Source organism: Calothrix sp. CCY 0018 (assembly GCF_963920925.1).
In the GTDB taxonomy this organism is placed as follows: Bacteria; Cyanobacteriota; Cyanobacteriia; order Cyanobacteriales; family Nostocaceae; genus Rivularia.
Map to the genome: position 1 here is coordinate 134,409 of NZ_CAWUDI010000003.1, position 24,717 is coordinate 159,125.

At 37.6% G+C, this 24,717-nt stretch carries 21 protein-coding genes; 9 read left to right on the plus strand and 12 right to left on the minus strand.

The features are described from left to right. Nucleotides 1–475: 475 nt before the first annotated feature. The 3 genes from ACM03V_RS03230 to ACM03V_RS03240 form a co-directional block, all read right to left on the minus strand. Nucleotides 476–1,108, minus strand: a complete 633-nt coding sequence (locus tag ACM03V_RS03230; protein ID WP_414619312.1) for a glutathione S-transferase family protein — start codon at nucleotides 1,106–1,108, stop codon at nucleotides 476–478. A 231-nt stretch (nucleotides 1,109–1,339) separates the two neighbouring features. Continuing rightward, the gene (locus ACM03V_RS03235) at nucleotides 1,340–1,498 is read right to left on the minus strand and encodes a YqaE/Pmp3 family membrane protein (protein ID WP_414619313.1); all 159 of its coding nucleotides are present in this window, start codon (nucleotides 1,496–1,498) and stop codon (nucleotides 1,340–1,342) included. Nucleotides 1,499–1,691: 193 nt separating this feature from the next. Further along, a complete protein-coding gene (locus ACM03V_RS03240; protein WP_414619314.1) occupies nucleotides 1,692–2,036 on the minus strand; it encodes a translation initiation factor in 345 nt (114 codons plus the stop codon). A 16-nt stretch (nucleotides 2,037–2,052) separates the two neighbouring features. Between ACM03V_RS03240 and ACM03V_RS03245 the strand changes: the two genes are divergently transcribed. From ACM03V_RS03245 to ACM03V_RS03280, 8 genes are all read left to right on the plus strand, one after another. Beyond that, complete coding sequence (locus tag ACM03V_RS03245) at nucleotides 2,053–2,448, plus strand: DUF2934 domain-containing protein (protein WP_414619315.1); 396 nt, start codon at nucleotides 2,053–2,055, stop codon at nucleotides 2,446–2,448. A 110-nt stretch (nucleotides 2,449–2,558) separates the two neighbouring features. Further along, entirely contained in the window at nucleotides 2,559–3,179 is a 621-nt protein-coding gene (locus ACM03V_RS03250) for a hypothetical protein (protein WP_414619316.1), read from the plus strand. A gap of 353 nt (nucleotides 3,180–3,532) precedes the next feature. After that, nucleotides 3,533–4,033 (plus strand): DUF2231 domain-containing protein, encoded by a 501-nt coding sequence (locus ACM03V_RS03255; RefSeq protein WP_414619317.1) that lies wholly within the window; start codon nucleotides 3,533–3,535, stop codon nucleotides 4,031–4,033. Further along, nucleotides 4,033–4,632 (plus strand): DUF2231 domain-containing protein, encoded by a 600-nt coding sequence (locus ACM03V_RS03260; protein ID WP_414619318.1) that lies wholly within the window; start codon nucleotides 4,033–4,035, stop codon nucleotides 4,630–4,632. The genes ACM03V_RS03255 and ACM03V_RS03260 overlap by 1 nt, the downstream gene beginning before the upstream one ends. An 80-nt stretch (nucleotides 4,633–4,712) precedes the next feature. After that, entirely contained in the window at nucleotides 4,713–5,621 is a 909-nt protein-coding gene (locus tag ACM03V_RS03265) for a cytochrome c oxidase subunit II (protein WP_414619319.1), read from the plus strand. 81 nt (nucleotides 5,622–5,702) lie between these two features. Then, nucleotides 5,703–7,409, plus strand: coding sequence for a cytochrome c oxidase subunit I (gene ctaD / locus ACM03V_RS03270; protein WP_414619320.1), 1,707 nt, complete (start codon nucleotides 5,703–5,705; stop codon nucleotides 7,407–7,409). A 113-nt stretch (nucleotides 7,410–7,522) separates the two neighbouring features. Continuing rightward, nucleotides 7,523–8,167, plus strand: a complete 645-nt coding sequence (locus ACM03V_RS03275; RefSeq protein WP_414619321.1) for a cytochrome c oxidase subunit 3 — start codon at nucleotides 7,523–7,525, stop codon at nucleotides 8,165–8,167. 69 nt (nucleotides 8,168–8,236) lie between these two features. Then, nucleotides 8,237–9,733: a GMC oxidoreductase gene (locus tag ACM03V_RS03280; protein WP_414619322.1), complete on the plus strand. Its 1,497-nt coding sequence runs from the start codon at nucleotides 8,237–8,239 to the stop codon at nucleotides 9,731–9,733. 105 nt (nucleotides 9,734–9,838) lie between these two features. Here the strand turns inward: ACM03V_RS03280 and ACM03V_RS03285 are convergent, their stop codons facing one another. The 7 genes from ACM03V_RS03285 to ACM03V_RS03315 all read right to left on the minus strand — a co-directional run bounded on the left by ACM03V_RS03285 (nucleotide 9,839) and on the right by ACM03V_RS03315 (nucleotide 21,741). After that, a complete protein-coding gene (locus ACM03V_RS03285) occupies nucleotides 9,839–11,341 on the minus strand; it encodes a TolC family protein (protein ID WP_414619323.1) in 1,503 nt (500 codons plus the stop codon). A 76-nt stretch (nucleotides 11,342–11,417) separates the two neighbouring features. Continuing rightward, complete coding sequence (locus ACM03V_RS03290; protein WP_414619324.1) at nucleotides 11,418–12,587, minus strand: ABC transporter permease; 1,170 nt, start codon at nucleotides 12,585–12,587, stop codon at nucleotides 11,418–11,420. Nucleotides 12,588–12,623: 36 nt separating this feature from the next. Continuing rightward, nucleotides 12,624–14,324, minus strand: coding sequence for an efflux RND transporter periplasmic adaptor subunit (locus tag ACM03V_RS03295; protein ID WP_414619325.1), 1,701 nt, complete (start codon nucleotides 14,322–14,324; stop codon nucleotides 12,624–12,626). Between the two features lie 257 nt (nucleotides 14,325–14,581). Then, complete coding sequence (locus tag ACM03V_RS03300; protein ID WP_414619326.1) at nucleotides 14,582–16,669, minus strand: cation:proton antiporter; 2,088 nt, start codon at nucleotides 16,667–16,669, stop codon at nucleotides 14,582–14,584. 385 nt (nucleotides 16,670–17,054) lie between these two features. Next, nucleotides 17,055–18,428 carry a cation:proton antiporter gene (locus tag ACM03V_RS03305; RefSeq protein ID WP_414619327.1) on the minus strand — a complete coding sequence of 458 codons (1,374 nt, stop codon included), beginning with the start codon at nucleotides 18,426–18,428 and terminating at the stop codon, nucleotides 17,055–17,057. A 198-nt stretch (nucleotides 18,429–18,626) separates the two neighbouring features. Then, nucleotides 18,627–20,336 (minus strand): SulP family inorganic anion transporter, encoded by a 1,710-nt coding sequence (locus ACM03V_RS03310; RefSeq protein WP_414619328.1) that lies wholly within the window; start codon nucleotides 20,334–20,336, stop codon nucleotides 18,627–18,629. 538 nt (nucleotides 20,337–20,874) lie between these two features. After that, nucleotides 20,875–21,741, minus strand: coding sequence for a shikimate dehydrogenase (locus tag ACM03V_RS03315; RefSeq protein WP_414619329.1), 867 nt, complete (start codon nucleotides 21,739–21,741; stop codon nucleotides 20,875–20,877). Between the two features lie 320 nt (nucleotides 21,742–22,061). Here ACM03V_RS03315 and ACM03V_RS03320 point away from each other — a divergent pair, with 320 nt between their 5' ends. Then, a complete protein-coding gene (locus tag ACM03V_RS03320) occupies nucleotides 22,062–22,340 on the plus strand; it encodes a hypothetical protein (RefSeq protein ID WP_414619417.1) in 279 nt (92 codons plus the stop codon). Between the two features lie 164 nt (nucleotides 22,341–22,504). Here ACM03V_RS03320 and ACM03V_RS03325 read toward each other — a convergent pair whose 3' ends face one another. Then, the gene (locus ACM03V_RS03325) at nucleotides 22,505–22,825 is read right to left on the minus strand and encodes a hypothetical protein (protein WP_414619330.1); all 321 of its coding nucleotides are present in this window, start codon (nucleotides 22,823–22,825) and stop codon (nucleotides 22,505–22,507) included. A 296-nt stretch (nucleotides 22,826–23,121) separates the two neighbouring features. Next, the gene (locus tag ACM03V_RS03330; RefSeq protein ID WP_414619331.1) at nucleotides 23,122–24,660 is read right to left on the minus strand and encodes a hydantoinase B/oxoprolinase family protein; all 1,539 of its coding nucleotides are present in this window, start codon (nucleotides 24,658–24,660) and stop codon (nucleotides 23,122–23,124) included. Between the last annotated feature and the right edge of the window lie 57 nt (nucleotides 24,661–24,717).

The window sequence follows — 24,717 nt, forward strand, 5'->3', positions numbered from 1 at the left end:
ACTCCCAGCATTACGCTTCGCTAAAATACTGGGATTCTTTTTACTTACAGGCTTGGGCAGTGCAGAGGGTTCTTACTCGAACAGGCTTATATCCCAGGGTTAAAACCGCTGGGTTTTACGCTGCTTGTATTCTTATAAAAAGATATCGGATATTAGATATATTGGAACAATTTACCTAATAAGTAGTCGTACAAAATTAATTTGGCTCTTCATTACATAGTATGCTAAATCTTCAGTTAAAAAGCCCGAAACACTTGTTATGTAAGAACTTTAAAGTATTTATTCATATAAAATACCTTCTACAACTATTTTTCCCTTCTGCCCTCTGCCTTCTGCCTTCTGCCTTTTTACGACTATTTAATTAGCATACCAAGTGCTGAAGAACCATTAATTTTACATTCTGAAAGCTTAAATTCCTTGCGATTGCTTCGTTCCTCGCAATGACAATATACAATTAATTTTGTCTAAGCACTTATTAAGAAGCAAAATCGTATTCACCACCCCGTTCAATTCCGCGTTTGTAAGCAGGAAGTGAATGAATGCGATTTAGAAATTCCTCAATTTTCGGTCGGCTTTCAAGCTGTTTCGGAAGATTACCAAGCAATTCTAAAGGAAAGCTCATTTGAATATCGGCGGCAGTGAATTCCTCACCCCCGAACCATTTACTCTTATTTAATTCGCTTTCTATATAGTCAAAGTGCAGCTTAATTTGAGGTGCGATAAATCCATCCATCGCGCTGCTATCTCCGATTCCAAAACGGGTAAAAATTAAGTTCATCAGCAAAGGTGGCATTGCCGAACCTTCAGCATAATGCAGCCAATAAGTATAACGTAGGTGTTCTGGTGTCTCACCTGCTGGAACTAATTTACCGTTACCGTACCGACTAACTATATATTCTACAATTGCACCTGATTCGGCAACAGTTTTATCTGCATCTGTAATTACTGGTGACTTTCCCAAAGGATGAACTTCATACAATGATGGTGGTGCCAACATTGTTTCTGCATCCCGCTGATAATACTTTATCTCGTAATCAATACCCAATTCTTCCAACAGCCATAATATACGTTGCGATCGCGAATTATTCAGATGATGAACAACAATCATTATATATCCCCAAATATCTATTCCTTCTCAAAAGCAAAGCATAATTAGCGTCGATAACACATCCTGCTATCTAGCAATTGTTTGCTCGTAAAATACATACCAAAAGGATGATGTTGTCAATACCAGTATGTGAATCGGATATTTTTAGTATTTAAAAAATAGAAGAAAAAGTAGCTGTACTTTCTCTTCTATTTTGTTAGTTAATGAAAGTAAATTACCGTATCTTTTATATTACTTCTTCAAAATTATCCAAACTGCGTGAATAATTCCAGGAAAATATCCCAAGAAGGTTAAAAGGATATTAATCCAAAAATCTGGACCAATACCAACCTGTAGAAATACTCCCAAAGGGGGAAGAAAAATAGCACAAAGTATGCGTACTAAATCCATTATTGCCTCCTTAAGATTAAATTAATTAACAATTTATCTATATACTAACCATAGCATTTCTATAATCAATGACCAGTAGCAGTTAACAATTATGAGTTAGTCGTTTAAATTACTTAAACCTGTAAAACTAAACCTTGAAGCTAGCTTCTATATTTGGCTTTTAATACCTGATTATGTTAACTATTAAGTAAAATCACCCACCACTGATTTTAGCTTTATAACCCTCTTTCTTGAGAATTTCGAGAATCTTTTGCTTGTGTTCCCCTTGAATCTCAATTTCATTTTCCTTAACCGTACCACCGCAACCGCATTGCCCCTTTAACTGTTTTAATAAAGCCTGTAAAGTTTCTGGTTTACTTTGAAAACCCGTAATTATCGTCACAGTTTTACCTTTACGCCCAGCGCGAGTAGCCTGTACCCGTAAATCTTGTTTTTCAGGAGGTAAATCGGGTGTTGCTCTTTGAGTAGCAGCATTATCGTCACCAAATTCTCGCCAACCAGCGGATTTATCAGAAGATTTGCGTTTTGCAGCAGCCATAAAATTAGATAATTTCTTGTCCAATTCTGATTTTAACTTTACCAGCCACTATTCGTTCGTCTTGATCGCGTACTATAAACATCTGCCTGCATTACACTACATTTTAGAATTGCCAGCCCTTGCTTCAACAGCTTTCATAATATATATGCCCTACGATATTACTTTATGTCCGGGAAAAAATTGTCCTATACGACAGAATTGTTACCGCTTTACAGCTAAAATCCCAGGTAGAAAGAATTTTTTTGCAAGTGTTCCCTATCAAGTTACTAACAATTCCTGCGATTACTTTATCAGCAACCGTCCAGATGACAATAAAATCCGTTTGAAAGCCAATCAAATTTGGCAACAAATGGGTTGTCCGAATCATAAATCAGTAGAATGTTGGCTTCAAGCTGAAAAAGAACTGATGTAGAAAGTAGCCAAACAAATAACTATCAAACATTACATTGTATCAAACTAGATTTAAAATATTCAAAAATTTTGTAATAATTAAACCAATAGACCCTCATTTGTAACCATATTATGACACCAGATGAGATAGAAGTAGCACTGCAAACTGCTTTCACCCATTGCGATGCAGCCCGCTGTCCTCTCACTGATGGGCAAAAGAAGATATTGCTGCAAGCGATGAGCAACCAAATTAATGGAAATTTGAGTCAAGATTTATTAGATGATCAAAATCCTTTAAAAGAATTGACTTCTGAAGAATTGCAAATTTTGTCTGAGTATGTTCAAGAAATCGAGCAACAAAATCGTTCTTGGAAAACGCAACTACTTAACGATTGGCTGCAAGAGAAAGATTCTGGTGTCGTACAATTTATCCGCGAGCGCTACGGTATACAGTGGATAAACAAAATTGAAAAATATCATTTCGATGAATTTGCAACAGAAGCAAACCTCAAATTAAAAGTTGGCGATCGCATCGAAGTTTGCAACGGATTATGGGAATGGGTACAAGAGGGAACAGCCTGCGAGCCTCAATGGTTTATCTGTTCCGTAATTAACGTTGAAGAAATTGTCGATAATGATACGAATTATACAACTTGCACTATACGCTTCAACGATGGTGGAGAATATCAAATTCAAGGTGTTTATCAATGGAATAGCTACCAATGGCGCTGGGCGGCGGAAGGTAGGCAGTAGTAATTAGCCAGGAAAGGGGAAGAGAATTTCTAAATATAAATTATTTGATGAAACGATTAATATTTTTTTCTCCCAGATACAATATTTTGATATCTGGGATTTTAGCTGTTTATCCTATTCCCTGCAAAAAATGTATCAAAACTTATATTTTATTTATCTCAAATAATTCAGTTTGACAACGCTTAAAAAAATCTGTATTTCAATCAAAAAGTAGCCGAAACAACAATGAATTATAGTTAATTCTGTTCGGTTAAATACAGTGAATTTTTATTACGAAATATAACATAAAGTTGCTAAGATAAAAGGGAAAAGATAAAGCTCGGTAATTGGCTAAATATGTAGAAGGAAATACAATGCTTGAGAAACTAATTCCGCATTTGAATGAGCATAATTTACCCTATCCAGATACAATTCATCCAATCGTAGTCCACTTCGTGATTGCGATGGTTTTATTTGCCTTTGTTTGCGACGTAGTAGGTTATTTTACTAACAATACTAAACTATTTGAAGTTAGCTGGTGGAATATGTTTTTCGCTACAATTTCAGTTTTTGTCGCAGTTATTTTTGGTCAAATTGAAGCTGGTTTGGCATTAGCATATGATGCGGTTGAACCAACACTTAATTTGCACACCTTAATAGGCTGGTCACTTTCAGGCTTTATTGCTGCAATGACGGGATGGCGTTATGTGATTCGTATCCGCTACCCCAAAAGAATACCAGTTACTTATTTAGGAATAGGATTACTTTTAACAATTCTGCTGTGTTTTCAAGTATATCTTGGAGACAAACTAGTTTGGGTGTATGGATTGCATACAAGTCAAGTTGTTGAAGCTGTAAAAGAAGGGGCTTTGTGATGGATTCAGAAATAATTAACTCTTTAGATGTCGGTGCGAATGGATTACCATATAGTATTCCAATTCATCCTAATTTAGTGCATTTAACATTAGGATTGTTTATTATTGGTATCGCCTTTGATATTGTAGGTGTCTTTTTCACTTTAGAAAAGCCAATCTTCAAATTCTTATCTATTCGTGTCAATCGTTCCAACTTTTTTGATGTTGGCTGGTATAACATTGTTGCTTCTGCCATAATTACTTTTTTTACAGTTGCAGCAGGCTTTTATGAAATCATGCTGGCACAACCTCAAGCTGATGTAAAAAGTGCTTGGGGATTGGGAGCAATGGAAACAATGCTTTGGCATGGTGTCGGAGGAGTTGCACTGCTAGCATTGATAGTTGGCATGGCTGTTTGGCGAGGATTTCAGCGCTTCAAATTTTGTAAAGATAAAGCTTTGCAAGTCCAATTGAGTTATTTATTAGTTGGACTTGTCATCATGTTTGTTATGTACCTCCACGGAACATTAGGAGCGCATATGGCTGGTGAATTTGGTATACACAATACCGCAGATAATCTAATCAGAATGGGACAAGATCCTAATACTTTATTGAAATAAATTGGTAATTGGACATTGAAAATTAACAACTAACAACTAACAACTAACAACTAACAACTAACACCGAATTATTATTAGTAATGAAAAGACGCGAGATTATATTATTAACTATCAGTACAATTCTCTTAGCTATTGTGAGTCTGGGGATAGGAAAACTTTCTTATTCTTGGCTTCCTCCACAAGCTGCGGCTGAATCTCTTTTATTTGATGATTTATTCAGCTTTTTGGTGACTTTAGGAGCATTTATTTTTCTAGGAGTCACGGGAGCGCTAATATATTCAATTATCTTCTATCGTGCGGGTAAGTATGATATTAGTGATGGCCCTCACGTAGAGGGTAATATCGCTCTGGAAGTAGTCTGGACTGCAATTCCATTTGTATTGGTGATTTGGATCGGAGCTTATAGTTACCAAATTTACGACCAGATGTCGATCCTTGGCCCGATGGAACATCAGCATATGTCGATGGGGATGAAATCAGCTAATGCAGAAACAATTTCACAAACGTCGGAAATACCCCAAGATTCTAAAAAAATCGAGGTAATATCGAAACAGTGGGCCTGGATTTTTAATTATCCCGAGCAAAATATCAGCAGTACTGAATTACATTTACCTGTAAACCAAAGAGCTTATTTAACCCTGCAATCAGAAGATGTGATACATGGTTTTTATATTCCTGCATTTCGGGTAAAGCAAGACGTTATTCCTAACGAAACAATCAACTTTGAATTTACCCCTATCCTGGAAGGTAAATATAGACTCAGAGATTCTCAATATAGCGGTACTTATTTCGCAGCAATGCAGGCTGATGTGATTGTTGAGTCTCCTGAAAAATATCGCGAGTGGTTAAAGGAAGCAAAAAGCCGCAAACCTTCCCCTGCATACAATCAAGCAATGTCTGAATACACCATAAAATCAGACCACGCAATTGATACAAATTGGGCAACAATTAAGCCAGCAGAACCTCCCGTAGTGAATTATCACAGTTAGTGGGCATGGGGCATAGGGCATTGATAATTGTTTACGGGTAATCCAAAATCCAAAATCCAAAATCCAAAATCTAAAATCTAAATGACTAACACTCAATCTAAAAACACTGAGGTTGTACAGAAGCAACATCAACCTCAAAATAAAAATCAACCAGAACATCACCATCATCCACCAACAACTTGGAAAACCTATTTTACTTTTAGTACCGACCATAAAGTAATTGGTATTCAATACATAGTTACGGCTTTCATATTTTTCCTCATTGGAGGAGTATTAGCCATGATAATTAGGGGTGAATTAATCACTCCTGAGTCTGACTTGGTAGATCGCACCGTTTACAATTCAATGTTTACGATGCACGGAACGTTAATGCTATTCATGTGGACTTTCCCCATATTGGCAGGCTTAGCGAACTACCTCGTACCTTTACAAATTGGGGCTAAAGACATGGCATTTCCCCGCCTAAATGCCTTAGCCTTCTGGATGGTTCCGGTATTCGGAATTATACTCATGTCCAGCTTTTTCGTTCCCGGTGGTTCCGCACAAGCAGGTTGGTGGTCTTATCCGCCTGTAAGTACCCAAAACCCTACGGGTAACTTGGTTAACGGACAATTTCTATGGTTGTTGGCTGTAGCAGTATCAGGCGTTTCCTCTATTTTAGGTGCGGTAAATATTGTTACCACAATTTTCAAAATGAGAGCGCCAGGAATGGGCTTTTTCAAAATGCCAGCTTATGTATGGACGGTATTAAGCGCTCAGATGATCCAATTGTTTGGATTGCCTGCACTAACTGCGGGTGCGGTAATGCTGCTGTTTGACTTAACCGTGGGTACTGCTTTCTTCGACCCAGTACAAGGTGGCAACCCGGTACTATACCAGCACTTTTTCTGGTTTTACTCTCACCCTGCGGTATACGTAATAATACTGCCTATATTTGGGATTTTTTCCGAAATATTCCCTGTTTATGCTCGCAAACCTTTATTTGGTTACAAAGTCGTTGTCGTTTCATCCTTAATTATCACTGCATTAAGTGCCGTGGTTTGGGTTCACCATATGTTTGCTAGCGGCACACCGGGCTGGATGCGGATGCTGTTCATGTTCTCCACAATGTTAATTTCCGTACCCACAGGAATTAAAGTATTTGCTTGGGTAGCAACAGTCTGGGGAGGTAAATTACGTTTAGATACACCAATGTTGTTTGCATTGGGTGGATTAGTAATGTTTGTATTTGCAGGCATCACTGGTATTATGCTTTCCTCAGTTCCCATCGACATTCACGTTAATAATACTTACTTCGTCGTCGGACATTTTCACTATGTAATTTACGGTGCAGTAGTGATGGGTATCTATGCAGCGATCTATCACTGGTTCCCCAAGATGACAGGAAAGATGTATTACGAAGGTTTAGGTAAACTGCACTTCTGGTTAACCTTTATTGGTGCAAACCTCAACTTCTTTCCCATGCATCCATTAGGATTGCAAGGAATGCCGCGTCGAGTTGCTTCCTACGATCCACAATACTTAGGTTGGAATGTAGTTGCTAGTATTGGCGCGTTCATTTTAGGAATATCTACATTACCGTTTTTACTTAACATTATTAGTTCTTGGATTGACGGTAAAAAAGCATCAGATAATCCTTGGAATGCAATTGGTTTGGAATGGTTAGTATCTTCACCACCACCCGTAGAAAACTTTGAAAAACAGCTTCCAATTGTACTAGAAGCACCATACGGTTACGGTAAATCTAAACCAGAAGATTTAGTTGCAAATGCATCTGAATTAAATTAATTAATTTGGGGATTGGGCATTGGTAATTGGTAACTCCTAACTCCTAACTATTTCCCATTCCCCGTTCCCTATTCCCTACTCCCTCAAAAAATCTAATCTAAATATTATTTGTTATGAGTACTACAGACGGCAAAACGATACAGTTAGAACATGAGAATACATTCGATGAATTAGAGTTAATTAATCATGGGAATGTAGCTGAACACGAGCATGATGAAGAAGGCAACAGTATGTTTGGCTTCATCACATTTCTGTTGTCGGAAAGTGTAATTTTCTTAAGTTTTTTTGCAGGATATATAGTTTACAAAACAACAACTGTTGATTGGCTACCACCGGGAGTTGCAGGATTAGAAGTTAGAGAGCCATTCATTAATACAATAATTCTGGTTTCTAGTAGCTTTGTTATTTACTTTGCAGAAAAGGCATTGAAAAACCATAATATTTGGCTTTTTCGCCTATTTTGGTTATTAACAATGGCTATGGGAAGCTACTTTCTCTACGGGCAAGCAGTTGAATGGAGTGGCTTAGAATTCGGCTTTACATCTGGTGTATTCGGTGGAATGTTTTACTTATTAACTGGCTTCCACGGCTTACACGTTTTAACAGGTGTTTTATTACAGCTAAATATGTTAATTCGTTCTTTCATTCCAGGTAATTACGAAAATGGTCATTACGGTGTAGATGCAACATCATTATTTTGGCACTTTGTTGACGTAATTTGGATTGTTTTATTTGTACTTCTTTATCTTTGGCAGTAGATGGGGAGTAGGGAACAGGGAACAATTCCCAACAACTAACAACTATCAACTAATAACTAATAACTAAAAATGATTATTGACGACCAACATTATGATGTAATTATTGTCGGTACTGGTGCTGGTGGAGGAACTTTAGCGCGTAAACTGGCACCTACGGGCAAAAAAATTCTTGTTTTGGAACAAGGAGATTTTTTAGAAAAAGAAAGTTCGCAGTTAGTTGATGTGGAAGTTTTTAAAAAAGAAAGCTTCTATGCACCAGAACAGTGGTATGAAGAGGAAGGTGATACTTTTTTTCCTCAAACTAGTTATTCGGTAGGTGGTAATACCAAAATTTATAGTGGTGTACTGCAACGAATGCGAGAAAAGGATTTTGAAAAAGTTCAGCATCAAGATGGTATTTCTCCGGAATGGGAAGTTAAATATCAGGATTTTGAACCTTACTATACTGAAGCTGAAAAACTCTATCAAGTTCACGGTAAAGCTGGCGATGATTTAACCGAACCCGCTCGCAGCGAAGATTTTCCGTTACCTACCGTTGATAGCGAACCTCAAATTGAAGATATTTGTACTCGCATTTCTAAGCAAGGATTAAATCCAGCATATCTTCCTATCGGAGTTGGCAAACAAGGACGAACTGATTCGGAAGATACGGGGATTTCTCCTACTATCAAAGTTTACGATAATGTGACCCTGAAAACTTCCGCTAAAGTATCGCGTTTACTTACCAATCCTTCAGGAAAAGTAGTTAAAGCTGTAGAAGCGCAAATTGGAGAACAGTTTTATTTATTCGAGGCAGATATTATTGTACTTTCCTGTGGTGCGATAAATTCAGCCGCTTTATTATTACGTTCTGCTAACGAAAAACATCCCAAAGGATTAGCGAATAGTTCCGATTTTTTGGGACGTAATTTAATGAAACAGTTGATGACGGTATTAGTACAAATTACTAACACCCCCAACTCTGGATTATTTCAAAGAACTCGCTATATTAATGATTTTTATTGGGGCGATCAAAACTTTCCTTACCCAATGGGGCATATTCAAAATTCTGGTGGTATTCTTCAAGATGTAATTTTTTCCGAGTCACCACCAATCTTATCAGTAGCAGCCAAATTAATGCCAGAATTTGGTTTAAAACAATTAGCAAAACGTTCTATCGGCTGGTGGTTGCAAACGGAAGATTTACCATCACCTAAAAACCGCGTTCGTGTAAATATAAATAGTGACAAATTATATTTAGATTACACCCCCAATAATACCGAAGCCCACGACCGTTTAATTTATCGTTGGATTGACGTACTTAAATCCATAGATGGAAACAAGCAAACAATTTATCCTCGTGGTGAAGCTCCTATACAAGTAGTCGCACATCAAAGCGGAACTTGTCGTTTTGGAGAAGATACCAGAACTTCAGTTCTCAACCTCAACTGTCAAACTCACGATATAGATAATCTTTATGTTGTAGACAGTAGTTTCTTCCCCTCCATCTCTGCAACTAGCCCTGCTTTAACTGTGATTGCTAACGCTTTGCGGGTAGGGGAGCATTTGATTGATCGCTTAGGGTGAGGGAGAGGGGGAGATGGGGAGATGGGGAGACAAGGGGACAAAATCTTTAACTTCTAATTCCTAACTCCTCCAATTACCTATTACCCATTACCAATTCTCAATTCCCTATTCCCCATTTCTTATATCAATTTTAACTTGCCAAGTTTGTAAGGTAGTTCCTAAAAATTGATCGAGTTCTGTTAAAGCATTAAGATATTGAATAGTAGCGGATAATTCAGTATTTTGTGCTTGGACTAAATCATTGCGAAAATTGACAATATCTACGATTCTGATGTTGCCACCTAGTTTTTGTTTTTGCTGTTCGATTTCAAGCAGTCTTTTTGATAGTTGAGTTGCTTGTCTTGCTAATTCTAGTTGCGAAAAGCTTAAATTAATATTTCTAATTTTATCTTGTAGTTGAATATCTAGATTTTCATTGGTATCTTTGAAGCTGTTTTGCGATTTTTCTAAGTTAATTCGTGCTGCTTCTACTTGCTGCTGTAAAGATAAATCTCCGATAGTCCGAGTTATAGCTAATCCTGCTCTTGCATCATTATTTTGATTGCTACCATCGCTAATATCGACATTAAAACTTAAATCCCAGCGTTTTTCATTTTTCGCCAACATCAGTCCAATTTTATTTGTTTCTAAATTAAGTAGTGATTGTAAATATATTGGTTGATTTTGAATTGCAGTTTGTTTGAGATTTTCTAAATCAAGTTGCACTCTTTCAACTGTAGGTATTTCTGCTGCCTCTATTTTTGTATTTTTGTCAATATCAAGAATTGACAATAGAGCTAATTTACTTGATTCTAAACTATTTTGTGCTGCAAGTAAGCTAACACGAAGGTTAGCAATATTTGCTTCTTCTTTAACAATTTCAACTGGCGCTATTTTCCCCGCTGCAATTAAAGCTTTGGTAACTTCTAAGGATTCTTCGGCATTTTTGAAAGATAGTTCTTCAATCTTAACTCTTTCTTGAGCTTCCAATAATTGCCGATAGGCAGTAATACTTGCAGTAATTGTATCAGCTAATGTTGATTTTAAATTAATAATATTACTTTGCTCGTTGATACGCGCTAACTCAATCGAGGCTTTATTAAATGTAATTCCAGCACCTCTTAATAATGGTTGACGAAAGCTTAATTGTAAGTTTTGATCTAAATTGTTATTACTTATACTACTATTTGTGCTTCTAGTATTACCAATCCAACCAAAACTAACTTCTGCTCCTGTGGGGATTTTCATCGATACTTTTGCATCAAGGGTACTATTTATATTAGTTATGTTTCCTAATTTATTCGTAGATAGAAATAATGTAGGAGTAAAATCGGGGTTAAATTTATCTTCTGCAACTGCTAAATCTCCTCTTTGCACGGTTCTATCTAAATAAGCATTTTTAATTTCTGTATTATTTGCTAATACTAATACTACGACATCTTTTAGCATTAATTTTTTAATATTATCATCCGATGCAGGAGTGATTTTGAAAATTGCTGGATAATTGTTCGGAATTGCTTCGGTGGATAGATTTGTTTGGCTAGAAGCAGGTTGATGAAATACTAATAAAATAGTGATGAGAATTAAATTAGCTTTGTAAATTGATAAAAATAATTGAGAGTTTTTCATATTTATATTCAAGTTACATAATTTTTCAGCGCAAACAGTGATATTTATGTAGGAAAAAGACAGTTATCAATTACAATTATCTTAATGCTTTTACAGGGTCTAATTGACTAGCACGAAAAGCAGGAAAAAAGCTGGCACCGACTCCGACAAATAAAGCCGAACCTAAAGATAAAGTTACAGTTTTTAGTTCAAATTTATAGGGTAAAGCAAACGTTTGAGCAACGACAGTAGTAATACCATGAACTGCGGTAATAGCGCTGATTCCCCCGAATAAACTTAAAATGGCAGCCTCAAGGATAAATTGCCATAAAATCTCAGTTTTTGTAGCACCAATTGCTCTTCTTAAACCGATTTCCGGAGTACGTTCAATGACTGCGGCAATGGTAATATTTGTAATTCCCACACCACCAATTAGTAATGCAATCATACCAACGACAGTTAGTCCTTGAGAAGCTATTTCTAAAGTTTGCTTTTGGGCTACGATATCTTCAATATTGCTGTAAGCATACACTTCTGCATTAGGTAGACGTTTTTTTAATAATTCTTCAGCTTTAGTTTTTATTTCCTCCATTTTTTCTGTGTGAAGCGGACGAATCGAAATCAATTGAATATTTTCCATCCCTGTCATCGCGCTGTATATTGAAATTGGTAATAAGATACTTCCTTTTGGCTCTTCACCGAAGCTCATTTTGCTTTCAATCACTCCTACTACTAAATAAAGTCTGCCATCACTAAATAATTGCTGTTCTAGAGGATTTTCCTTTTGAAATAATTTATCTGCTAAAAATTTATCAATAACTATCACTGGTCGATAATTGATGAAATCGCTGGAATTTAAAAACCGACCTTTTAATAGTTTTATACCTGTAGTTTGCAGATAATCTTGAGTCACAGCTAACATTTGCGGCTGGGCTTCTTGCGCTCTAAAAAAGACTTTGTTTTCTTCAGAACTGAAATAATTCATCCCGCTAATAGCAGTAATATTCTGAATATTGCGTTGCAGGTAATTCATATCTTCTAAATTTGCATCTCTTCCTTCACTCACGTAAGTTCCAATTTGTACTTGAGGCGCTTCTCTTGCGGCTAATTGTTCGGCAATAATTGCCCGACTAATATCACCGACTTGCAAAGTAGCATTTACCGCACCAACTCCCATAAATACGCCCAAAGCTGTTAATGTGGAACGCAGTTTATTCGCTACTAATGATTTAAAACTCAGGTCAACTAAATCGAGGAGAGAAAGCATTTTAAAAGCACGTATGATAAATTGTGAATTACGGAATTATGATGATTTATCGCCAAGTTCAGTTATCAATGTTCCAGGTTCTATGGTGACATCGGGTAGGGGAAGAATAATTTTTTCACCAGCTTTCAAACCAGATTTAACTTCGACTTTTGTTGCACCTTCTAAACCCAAGGTAACTTTGCGTTTTTGAGCTTTATTTTGTGCGTCTTTTATCCATACAAAAGGTTCTCCTTCGCGTTGAAGTGCTTCGAGATTAACAGCAACTACCTGTTTGCGCTGTTCTACAACTATCTCCACGCTGACTTGACTACCCGGTATTAAATTACCGCTCGGTTTATCTAATTCTATAGTTGCAGGAACTTTAGCTTGTCCGGAAGCACCACGAAATCCACCACCGTCACCATCGCCAGATGTGGCAATTGGATGTATATTTTTAATACGTCCGGAGAATTCTTCTGCATTCGGACCAATAGTTTTAATCCGTACTGGTTGATTAACTTTTACTTTACCCGCTTCTAAAGTTGCTAGTTGGAGTTTGACTATTTCTTTGCCGGGATTACCTAAAACAAGTAGTACATTCCCCGTTTCCATACCATCACCATCTTTAACTTGAACGTCGAGGATTTTGCCGCTAATTGGAGCGGTAACGAGATTGTTTGTTAACTGTTCGTTAATGGCATTGCGCTCGACTTTTGCCCGCTGGAGTTCAGTTTTTTCGTTCTGGACTGTAGCAATTGCTTCTCGGAGTTCCGAACGCGCACTCAAGAGCTTTTCTTGTTCGGGAGTCAGGCGCTTTTGTTCGAGTTGCATTTTATTTAATTCACCAATATCGCTTTTAATTGCTAAAACTGCTTCTCGTAATTCTGACTGTGTTGTGAGTAAATTCTGACGCTGTTCCTCCCTTTCACGCTGCTGCTCTATTTCCTTTGTTTGATATTCCAGCATTTGATTTCTTACTTCTAATTCGCTGTCTCTCAAGCTAGACTCAGCGCTACGAACTGCTTCTTGCTGCGCTTGTAATTCATCCCCTGCAATAAAACCTTTGGATGCAAGCAATTGTTGATTCTTGAGTTTGTTCCGTTCCCCATCCAACTTGTATTTAGCTTCTGCAATCTTTTCTTGCATCCTAGTCAGAGCTAGTTGCTGTTTTTGATTCTCAATTTGGAGCTTTTGACGGCGCTCTTGCGCTAACTGTTGCTTTGATGTCGCGAGCTTTTGCTCAAGTTCTTTTACCTTTTCTTGACTGCGGACAATTTTTAATTGTTGATTTTCTATTTCAAATTGTTTAATCGGTTGTCGTGATTCTTTTTCTGCGGTAGCTAATTTATCTCGTGCTTCTACTACCTTTTCTAGACTGCGTGCAAAAGCTAATTCTTTACTTTTAATCTGTAAATCTTGATCTGCAAGATTTTTTTGCCCTTCACTATTACGTAAAATTACTAATTTATCACCTGCTGCCACAGAGTCGCCGATTTTAACTAATACCTTCTCTACTACTACTTTTGTCGGGGATTTAATTTCTTGCTGTCCTCCCAGTTCAAGCGTACCACCCTCACTAACGGTAATTTCTACATCTCCTTTCTCAACCGGAACTATAGGTAAAGCTACTGCGCTACTAGATCGATCGCGATCGCGCAGCAAAAACAGCCATCCACCGACACCCACAACAGTCAGGATTGCTGACAAAACTATCCATTTTATGCCAACTTTGAATCTTTTTTTACCTTCAACTGACATCTCCATAGTCAAGATAGCAAGGATTAATGAGTATAAAAATTCTACCCTATCCTTGGTTTATAAAAGCTTTAAAAAATGTTATCTAATTAGGAAATATTTGTTTTTCAAGAAAAAGAGCAAATAAGTGTTGATACAAAATTAATTAAAAATTTCGTCTAGGGAGTCTGGAGTAGTAATTAGATAAATAATGCAGGCTTAACTAATTTTATTGTAGTTTAAGATACTTATTAACACTCCTAACTCCTAACTCCTCACTGTCATCCCGAATGCGGTTCTCCGAATAAAACCATCGAACAATTGTTAATTGAAGACAGCAATTTATTAGTTACATCGCTAACTGCTAATCCTCCGGCTGTGCGACGGTGAACCGAACGCAAAATTACCATGTCGTAGGAATTAGCTTCTTTAATAATAACTTTTGCTACGTCGTCGTGACGAATTGTCCGTATCACCACTTCTTTGCGAGATTTGCTTTGAGCTAAATACGAAGAAAGTTCTGATTCAAATAGGGCGATTTCTTGATCGGAAGTTTTGCGGGGACGAACGTGTAATAATGTTACGGATGCATCGTTTGTATCGGCGAAAAGTTGGGCAAATTGGATTGCACGTAATATTTCAGGTGTAATGTTTCTCACGGGAACGAGAACACTATGAATGTTTATTGGTTCGTCTAATAATCGCATTACCGCAATCGGACAGTGAGCAGACCAAAAAACATTATCGATAATATTACCAAATAAACGCGCTTGTAAACTGCTGTTTGGACTCCACCCCATAACAATCAAATTGGCATTTTGTTCTCTAGCAGCGCGACTAATTCCCCGTGCTACATCATCATCAATACGAATTACTGGTTTGGCTTGAGCTTGGAATTCTTGACTAATTTTTAAAGCTTGCTGTAATAATTGTTTACTCCTTCTTATCGAAAATTTTAACTGTGGTTCGTCCATATGAACGTGTGCTTTAGGAATCGATAAAGGCACAACTATTCCTTTTTCATGGTGGGCTAATAATGCTCCCATCTCAATCAAATATCTTTCCGTCTGGGGATTATAAACAGGTACTACTACTTTAAAAAGACTGTTGTAAATTAAACTATCGGAATCTAAATTAAATTCTTCATCTTCTACTTCATTGTTTTGAGAATCTTCTGCTAAACTTGCTTTGGGAACTGTTAATTTACTGCCAAATTTTGCTGTTAATATGGGTCCGAGGATAGCCGTAACTAACATTAAAACAATTACAGTATTAAATACTGCATCTGTAATTATTCCGGCAGTTTTTCCTACTAGTGCAGCAGCTAAAGTTGCAGCGACTTGAGGTAATGATAAAGACCACATTGTTAAAGCTTCATTCCAGTTGTAGCCATAAAGTATTTTTGCTACAAGTGCAGCGAGAAATTTGCTCAGAATTAACGCGGTAACAATTGCTATTGTTAAAGGTAATTGAGTAGTAAGACTGGAAACAAAGCCTGAAAAATCGATCAACAACCCCATACCAACAAAGAAAAAAGGAATAAATAAAGTACTTCCGACAAATTCAACTTTTTCTTCTACCGGGGAATGTCCCACTGCATCATTTACCGCCAAACCAGCTAAAAATGCTCCGACAATTTTATCTACATTGATAATTTCCGCCCCTACAGAAGCTAGAAAGACTGCTAATAATACAAATAAAAATTGATTGCTTTGTTCGTCTCCAGTACGACGAAAATATTCTTTACCAGCCCAATCAAAACCAAATAAAACTATTGCTGAATAAATTGCTAAAGTACCTAATTGGATAGTTAAACTAACAGCAGAAAATTCTCCAGCGCTAATTGAAACGCAAATTGCCAGCACTAATAATGCAGCGATATCGGTAAAAATTGTTGCCCCAATAGTTACGGTAACGGCTTGATTGCTAGTGACTCCCAAACGGGTAACTATCGGGAAACCTAAGAGAGTATGAGAAGCGAGCAGAGAACCAATTAAAACTGAAGCATTCCAACCAAAACCGAATAATCTACCCACCATTACCCCAAAAATTAGGGGAACTAGAAAAGTTGCGATTCCAAAACCTAAAGAACGATCTTTATTTTTACGAAAGTCTTCTAAATCTATTTCTAAACCAGCAACGAACATCAGATAAATTTTACCAATGTCCGACAGTAATTTCATGGTTTCAGTTTCTGCATCTAAGATACCTAAACCATCGGGACCTAAAACTACTCCTGCTGCTAGTAACCCAACTAAACCCGGAAGTCGCAAACGCTCAAAAATTGGCGGTACTACCAGAATTACCAATAAAAGAATTGTAAACGCAATTAAGGGACTCTTAGAAAGCTCTTGTAATATTTGTTGCATAGGAAAATGTTGAAAAAGAAAGTAGGGAGTAGGTAATAGGTAATAGGTAAAGCTAAAAGCAACTATAAAATAAAGAATATTTTTTGTAGGGTATCTTAATTTCTTATATAATCAGTTTAAAAAGCTTTTATATCATAAGTTTGGCATAAAAGATATTAAAACGCTATTATAATCAATTGAAAATTTTAATTAAAACTTTGTTGGTTTTGCTGAGTCATATAGCGAATTTAGTAGTCGGCTAGTATGGTTTAGAACAAGCAGTAGGAAAATACTATTTTTACTCTTATCTATTCCCTACTTCCTACTCCCCACTCCTTCTCATAAAAAAAGCCACCATTACTGGTGACTTAATTGCTTTTACCTTCTTTAGAAATGTCTTGAATCCTTAACTCGCAGCATCTGCTTCTTCTACAACTTCTTTAGCTGCATCTCCAAAGGCAAACCTGAGAAAAGGTGGCGCTATAAAGGTTGTTAAAATCACCATAATAATGATAGCTGCTTGCAAAGGTTTATCAAGCGCTCCACTAGCTGCACCAATTCCGGCAAACACCAATCCAACTTCACCCCGTGGAATCATTCCTACACCGATCGCTAAGCGATTAATTCCGGGCTTACCAAAAACAGCCCAACCTGTAATTACTTTACCGATAATCGCGACTACAATCAAAAAGACCGCTAGAACTAAACCTTGACGATTTTCGGGAACTATAGGATTAAGTACGCTTAAATCAACACTGGCTCCTACCGTGACAAAGAAAATTGGCACCAGTATATCTGCAATGGGAATTACTTGTTCGTCTAATTCATTACGTGTATCGGTTTCATCCAAAACTAAACCAGCAGCAAAAGCACCTAAAATTGCTTCTAAATGGATTGCAGTGGCAAGAAAAGACATGAATAATGCAAAGATAAACGCCGGAATTACGATGTTTCCTCTGGTTTTAAAAAATCCGGCACTGAGATGGAAGGCTTTATTAAAAAATTTACCCAGCAAAATCGAACCGACTAGAAAAACAGTGGCGCTGATTATCAGATAAATTACATTGAAAATATCAACTTCACCAGTTTTCGCCAAACTTGCGACTACCGCTAAAACAATGATACCCAAAACATCATCAATTACCGCCGCACCAACAATAATTTGCCCTTCTGCTGATTTGAGATGTCCTAACTCCGATAAAACTTTTGAGGTGATACCAATACTAGTTGCAGTTAAAGCCGCACCCGCGAAAACAGCCGGAATTGTAGGGACGTTAAATAAAAACATCAAACCCGCAGTACCAGCCACGAAAGGAGCAACTACTCCCACCACCGCCACAACAGCAGCTTGATAACCGACTTTTTGCAGTTCTCGTAAATCGGATTCCAAACCAATTTCAAACAGCAGAACGATTACACCTAATTCTGCCAAAATTGAAATTGCTTCGCTTTGACTTGCAAAAATTGATGTTATCGCTTCCGGGCTAATGTCATCAAATATTTGTAAAGCACTCATTAGTAGTGAGTCGGAAGCAGTCGCACCGCTTTCGGGGAACACTAGAAGATTTAGAGCCGAAGCACCGACTACCACACCACCAACTAATTCACCCAAAACTGGGGGAAAGTCCAGCTTTCTGGACAACTCACCACCTAATTTACTCGCAAGATAAATTACAATTAAACTCAGTAATACCCCTGCAAGGACAAGGGGTGCTTCTTCAGCTTCGGTAGTTCCCAGCAAGTAATTAACTGGTTGTAGCAGTTCAAGTGGATAATTCATTGATGTATTAATTGATTCTCCGATAAAAAGGTTTGCTGCGCTTTCGTAATCGCAATTCCGATATAGGTTCCTGTTAGCTATCGTAATACGATTTTAGATTTTGGATTTTGGATTAAATAGCACTACATCAGACACAGCCGAGCCGCAGTAACCACAAGAGGTTTAGTGCGGCTCCAAAATGTTAGTTAAATTCGATATTTACTGTCCTAACGCAGTTTCGTTGAATCCAGTAGTTGGATAGTCCAAATCATTGCTGCCGCGATAGCTTACCAAGTTAAGGGCTTGTTTTAATGCTTCCTCGCGCTCATTAACTACGTGATGTGGAGGTAACATATTCAAGATTCCTAACTTTTGCAGTCTCTGCTTAATCTTGCCTTGAGCGCCGACAATAAACACGTGACGACCATTATCAATCGCTTCTTTAATCGCATTTTCTAATGCTAAAGAACTTGTTACGCCCATGTGTGGAACGTTAGTTAAGTCTAAAATCAACACATCATGGTCTTTCATCGCGGTTTGTTCGCGGGCGATCGCCTTAGCAACACCGAATATCATCGGTCCTTCTAAGCGGAACAGCAAGACGCGATTGTTCGCTCTATCTAATAAATCTCTTTCTACATCGTTGAGATGAATTGCATCATCAGCATCGGTAATTGTCTTCACATCTTCAGAACGAAGATTGCTCAAACGTTCAATAGTCAAGATGTTCGCGACGAATACCCCAACACCAACCGCAACAATTAAGTCAACAAATACGGTAAGAATAATCACTCCGTACATAATCAAGGCTGCTTTGGGAGATACCTTGTGGGCGCGTTTGAGGAAACTCCAGTCGATAATATTTATACCTACTTTCAGAGCGATCGCCGCTAATACCGCCAGAGGAATTACAGAAGTTAAAGGTGCAGCCCATAAAACTATAACCAGCAAAATCAAGGCGCGAGTTATCCCAGAAACCGCCGTGCGAGCGCCTGCTTGAATGTTAACTACCGTTCCCATCGTCGCACCAGCACCAGCAATACCGCCAAATAACCCAGAAACTATATTACCTATACCTTGACCGATTAATTCTTTATTAGAATCATGCTGCGTGCGAGTCAAACTATCGGCAACTACTGATGTCAGTAAGGCATCAATACAGCCCAACATACCCAAAACCAAAGCATCGATCAGCATACCTTGGAATTCTAATGCACTAAATACAGGCATTTGGAATTCAGGTAAACCGGCTTTAATTTCGCCAATTCGGCGGATACCCTCAACGTTGCCGAAGAAGAATATGGAAACTAAAGTTCCTATTATCAAAGCCGTCAACTGCGGCGGAACATATTTATTTATCTGCCTGGGAGAAAATACTAAGATGGCGATCGTTAACACGCCCAAAATGGTTTCAACTGGTTGAATATTTGCAATCAGGTTGGGTATATTTTGTACCGTACCAAGTACCCCTCCTTTAGGACTTGCCTGTCCTAAAAACGGTGCGGTTTGCAGAATAATTAGAATGATACCAATCCCCGACATAAAGCCGGAAACCACCGTATAAGGCATCAAAGTAACGTATCTTCCCAACTTCAACGCACCAAGGATAATTTGAATTATCCCAGCCATTACTACTACAGTAAAAGCCATTGCTAACCCATTTTCTGGGTTTGAAGCAGTTAAGTGTGCAATTACCGCAGTCATCACCACCGTCATCGGTCCGGTGGGTTCGGAAATTAATGTCGGAGTACCGCCAAATAAAGCCGCGAAAAAGCCCACCAAAACAGCACCGTAAAGTCCGGCAGCAGGCCCCGCACCTGAAGCCACCCCGAAAGCCAACGCCATCGGTAAAGCAATAATTGCCGCAGTTAAACCACCAAAAATGTCACCGCGCAGGTTTCTAAAATGGATTTGATTAGTTATTTGCATTCTTTAAACATCATCTTTTTATTTTGATCGCTTGGACTATTCACTTTTTACTGATTTAAACAATTAGACAATAATTTCCCATACCTGCTCAAACATCAAAGCTTGGCAAGCTGTAAAAGAAACTGTTATTGACAATTAGTTATTCAATTAGCAACAAAATTTCACACCAAACCCCGTCAATTAGTAAACGTTATCTTAACTAATAAAGAATACTATCATAACGATGAATTTTTTACTTATTCATTTTGAGACCAGAACATAATGCAGCAAATTAGATTGCTAATAAGTCCACGTCAATCATAGATTATTCTCTTTATATTTTTTTAATGATTAACATAGAGTAAAATCTATAGAAGTATAATTTGCCATAACTTATGATACGACAAATGTGTAAAAAGTAAATAAGTCTAGCTTTAAGAATTCTGATAAATGTTGAAGTTTTGACTTATCTAATGTCAGTAATCGGCGAATAGTTAAGAGTTATGAATGGTCTGGGAATAGTAAAGGTAGAAAGTAAAGATTTATTTCTTTGCTTTTTTTATCTTCTATAAAGTTGTTGCTGCAAGGTTTGACGCATCACATCTATAGGAACAGCTTGCTGTTGCAGCCAAATTTTTAAAGCAGCTGCACCTTGTTGAACTAACATCTCCAAACCGTCGATCGCAGTTTTTTCAGCTTGTTGTGCGTATTGTAAAAATTTCGTGGGACTGGGAGTATAAATTAAGTCGTAACAAATCACGTCTTTTGATAGATGCGTAAATAAACTTTTATCTAAGGGTGAGTTTTCAATATTAGGATACATCCCAATGGGGGTTGTGTTAATCAACAAGTTAGCCTCTTTACTTATTTCTGGTAGAGAGTCCCATTGATGAACTTTTAAATTTACTTTTAATGGGGAATCTTGCCAACTATCGCGAAATTCTGACAACTTCTGTAAATTGCGTCCAACCACATGAATAGAAGCACAACCTAATTGAGTACAGCCTGCAACAACGGCTCTGGCAGCACCACCATTACCTAAAACCACTGCATTAACCTGACTCCAATTTTTATGTTGCGATCGCAATGGTGCAATAAACCCTTCGACATCAGTATTTGTGCCTATCCAAGAGTCATCTTGACGAAAAACTGTGTTAACTGCACCTACAGCTTGAGCGATCGGTTCAATTTTTGAAAGCAAAGGAATTATTGCTTGTTTATGGGGAATTGTAGCGTTAAATCCCACAACACCAATTGCTGCAAATCCATCAAGGGCTTTTGCTAAATTTTGCGGTTGAATGGGAAAAGGAAGATAAATATAATCTAATCCCAACTTCGCTAAAGCTGCATTATGCATTAGCGGCGATAGCGAATGTTCTACCGGATGTCCGATTACTCCAAGTAATTTTGTGGTACCTGTAATCATGAGTTAGTTGTTAGTTGTTAGTTGCTAGTAGATAGTTGCTAATTCTTATTTACTCATGAAAGGTACGTGTTATGTAGGAATTATTCGCATTCGTAAGCAGCTTTTACCCAACTATTCTGCTCCAGAATCCTATAGATATATATAAATAGATGTAGCTGCAAAGGCTTTTATTGCTTTACAACACACCAACAGTAGAGTTTTTTTGCGTATCTGATGTTTTAATATTGACGATATGAAAAGCTTCTATTAAACATTAATAGCAAGATTTTTTCGGTTGCCTTTTTCTATTCTTAATAATTACTTGTAGGTTAATTATGACAATGCAAAATACGTTATTCGATAAAGTATTCCGTGACGATGATGGCAATATTGTCATTGCTCAACCACCAAACCCACCGATTATTGTTTGGGGTGTAGCTAGTTTACTACAACTCTTTACTAAAGGTGATGTCACTACAGGTTTAGAAGTATTGGCTTTTGGCTGTATATTTACTTGGGGTTGGCAGGAGTTATTTTCGGGAGTTAATTATTTTCGTCGAGGTTTGGGTTTAATTGTTCTGATTGGGGTTCTTGGATCGAGAATTTTAGCTTTGACTTAGTGGTAAGTTTAATTAATTAAACTTGGTTTGTAGGGAGTTTTTTGACTTTAATACCAAGAATTAAAACTCTTACTACAAACTTTTTACCTACCACATTAATTATGAATGGTTCGTTTTCCCGCAACCATCGGGAGACGTAAAATTTTACGTCTCTACAACACTTTTTACAATTCCTCTAATTTCACTTGTTTACCTTTCTCATCAGTACGATAAACCAACTCGCGCTGCCCATCGCTGACTACAACTTTCCAGCCAGGAACTATAACAGTCGCGCAAAGTGTACCCGATTCTGCCAATCCCAAACAACTATCTCCCCAATTCTCTTTTTGCGTTTGAGTTATCCGCAGTGCAGCGACAGGTTTACTAACACGTTTTGTTGCATCTGATAGAACTGCACTTTGCACTGTTGGAGGTAATGTATCGGTAGATGAACTAGTTGGTGGAGAAGGTGTTTCGGTAGCTTCAACTTGTGGTTCGTTAGGCAAGTTATTGCTACAGGAAATAGTAGAAAATACCAATAAAAAAAGAGTAGCAATGAGCGTTATTTTACGAATTAATTTGAACCAAGTATATTTAATCATCTGTTTTTAAAACCTCTGGATGTTGATTATTCAGTAGTTAGTATGCTAATTAAATTGTTTGAAAAAGGCAATAGGCAACAGGGAACAGTGATAAGATTATCTACTAAATGGTTCGTAGTAGCGCTGTCTTCGCCTCTTAATTGCGGATTTCGGAGACGAGTCACCGCGCTACTACAAACTTTTTTATTTTAAAATCGAAATCATCCAAATCCACCACCACCAGGAGTTTCTATGACAAAAACATCCCCAGGTTTCATTTCTACTGTTGCGGTACTATCTAATTTTTCTTCGCTTCCATCCTTACGTATTACAAAATTACGTCCAACTTTTCCACATCCTCCATTATTTAAACCAAAAGGAGATATTAAACGATGACTGCAAAGAATATTAGCTGTCATATTTTCTAAAAATCGGATGCGACGAATCACTCCATTACCACCGGAATGTTTTCCCTTACCACCGCTACCAAGACGCAAACTAAAGTTTTCTAAAAGTACGGGATATCGCGTTTCTAATACTTCTGGATCGGTTAAACGCGAATTCGTCATATGAGTTTGCACCGCATCCGTACCGTCAAAGTTTTCACCAGCACCGGAACCACCACATATTGTTTCGTAATATTGATAGTTTTCATTACCAAAAGTAAAGTTATTCATGGTACCTTGAGAACCAGACATTACACCCAAAGCACCATATAAAGCATCGACAATAGTTTGGGAAGTTTCCACGTTACCCGCGACTACTGCTGCTGGATAAGTTGGGTTGAGCATACAGCCTTGAGGAATAATAATTTCTAAAGGATTGAGACAACCTGCATTGAGGGGAATATTATCTTTAACTAAAGTACGGAAGACGTATAAAACGGCAGCTTGAGTTACAGCTTTAGGAGCATTAAAGTTACTATTTAACTGTTTTGAGCTTCCGGTAAAATCGATAATTGCGCTACGATTTTCTTTATTAATGGTAACTTTAAGTTTAATTTTTGCACCGCTATCCATTTCATAGCTAAACGAACCATCTTTTAAAACATCAATTGCTTTTCTTACGGCTTCTTCGGCGTTATCCTGTACAAATTTCATATAATTTTGTACAACTTCCAAGCTATATTGTTCAACCATTTTAAGAAGTTCTTGAACTCCGCGATTATTGGCAGCAATAGAAGCTCTAAAGTCAGCTATGTTTTGGTCTGGATTTCTGGCTGGATAAGCATGATTTGCCAGTATTTCTCTAACTGCTTGTTCTCGATAATTTCCTGATTCAACCAAGAGAAAGTTATCAAATAAAATACCTTCCTCTTCTATCGTTTTACTATGAGGAGGCATCGAACCCGGTGTAATTCCGCCGATATCCGCTTGATGTCCGCGAGAAGCAACGTAGAATATAGGAGTGTTAGAAGAAGAAAATACTGGGGTAATTGCTGTTACGTCGGGAAGGTGAGTTCCACCGTTATAAGGGTTATTTGATAAATATACGTTTCCCGGTTTTAAACTGTCTGCTTTATCATTAATTAAACTGCGGACGCTTTCACTCATTGAACCCAAATGTACGGGAATATGAGGAGCATTTGCAACTAATAAACCGCAAGAATCAAAGATTGCACAGGAAAAGTCTAAACGTTCTTTAATATTTACCGATGCTGCCGTATTTTGCAGCACGATTCCCATTTGTTCGGCAATAAATTGATAAAGATTCTTAAAGATTTCTAAACGAACGGGGTCGGGTTGGTTTGTTTTATGCATGGTAGATTTTTGTTAATTGAATTTATTGTAGGGTGTGTTATGACGCAAAAAATAATT

Bases quoted from the DNA above. Each gene is read 5' to 3' on its own strand.
- ACM03V_RS03230 (WP_414619312.1), bottom strand. From the start codon at position 1,108: ATGATTGTTGTTCATCATCTGAATAATTCGCGATCGCAACGTATATTA.
- ACM03V_RS03235 (WP_414619313.1), bottom strand. From the start codon at position 1,498: ATGGATTTAGTACGCATACTTTGTGCTATTTTTCTTCCCCCTTTGGGA.
- ACM03V_RS03240 (WP_414619314.1), bottom strand. From the start codon at position 2,036: ATGGCTGCTGCAAAACGCAAATCTTCTGATAAATCCGCTGGTTGGCGA.
- ACM03V_RS03250 (WP_414619316.1), top strand. From the start codon at position 2,559: ATGACACCAGATGAGATAGAAGTAGCACTGCAAACTGCTTTCACCCAT.
- ACM03V_RS03255 (WP_414619317.1), top strand. From the start codon at position 3,533: ATGCTTGAGAAACTAATTCCGCATTTGAATGAGCATAATTTACCCTAT.
- ACM03V_RS03260 (WP_414619318.1), top strand. From the start codon at position 4,033: ATGGATTCAGAAATAATTAACTCTTTAGATGTCGGTGCGAATGGATTA.
- ACM03V_RS03265 (WP_414619319.1), top strand. From the start codon at position 4,713: ATGAAAAGACGCGAGATTATATTATTAACTATCAGTACAATTCTCTTA.
- ctaD (WP_414619320.1), top strand. From the start codon at position 5,703: ATGACTAACACTCAATCTAAAAACACTGAGGTTGTACAGAAGCAACAT.
- ACM03V_RS03275 (WP_414619321.1), top strand. From the start codon at position 7,523: ATGAGTACTACAGACGGCAAAACGATACAGTTAGAACATGAGAATACA.
- ACM03V_RS03280 (WP_414619322.1), top strand. From the start codon at position 8,237: ATGATTATTGACGACCAACATTATGATGTAATTATTGTCGGTACTGGT.
- ACM03V_RS03285 (WP_414619323.1), bottom strand. From the start codon at position 11,341: ATGAAAAACTCTCAATTATTTTTATCAATTTACAAAGCTAATTTAATT.
- ACM03V_RS03290 (WP_414619324.1), bottom strand. From the start codon at position 12,587: ATGCTTTCTCTCCTCGATTTAGTTGACCTGAGTTTTAAATCATTAGTA.
- ACM03V_RS03295 (WP_414619325.1), bottom strand. From the start codon at position 14,324: ATGTCAGTTGAAGGTAAAAAAAGATTCAAAGTTGGCATAAAATGGATA.
- ACM03V_RS03300 (WP_414619326.1), bottom strand. From the start codon at position 16,669: ATGCAACAAATATTACAAGAGCTTTCTAAGAGTCCCTTAATTGCGTTT.
- ACM03V_RS03305 (WP_414619327.1), bottom strand. From the start codon at position 18,428: ATGAATTATCCACTTGAACTGCTACAACCAGTTAATTACTTGCTGGGA.
- ACM03V_RS03310 (WP_414619328.1), bottom strand. From the start codon at position 20,336: ATGCAAATAACTAATCAAATCCATTTTAGAAACCTGCGCGGTGACATT.
- ACM03V_RS03315 (WP_414619329.1), bottom strand. From the start codon at position 21,741: ATGATTACAGGTACCACAAAATTACTTGGAGTAATCGGACATCCGGTA.
- ACM03V_RS03320 (WP_414619417.1), top strand. From the start codon at position 22,062: ATGCAAAATACGTTATTCGATAAAGTATTCCGTGACGATGATGGCAAT.
- ACM03V_RS03330 (WP_414619331.1), bottom strand. From the start codon at position 24,660: ATGCATAAAACAAACCAACCCGACCCCGTTCGTTTAGAAATCTTTAAG.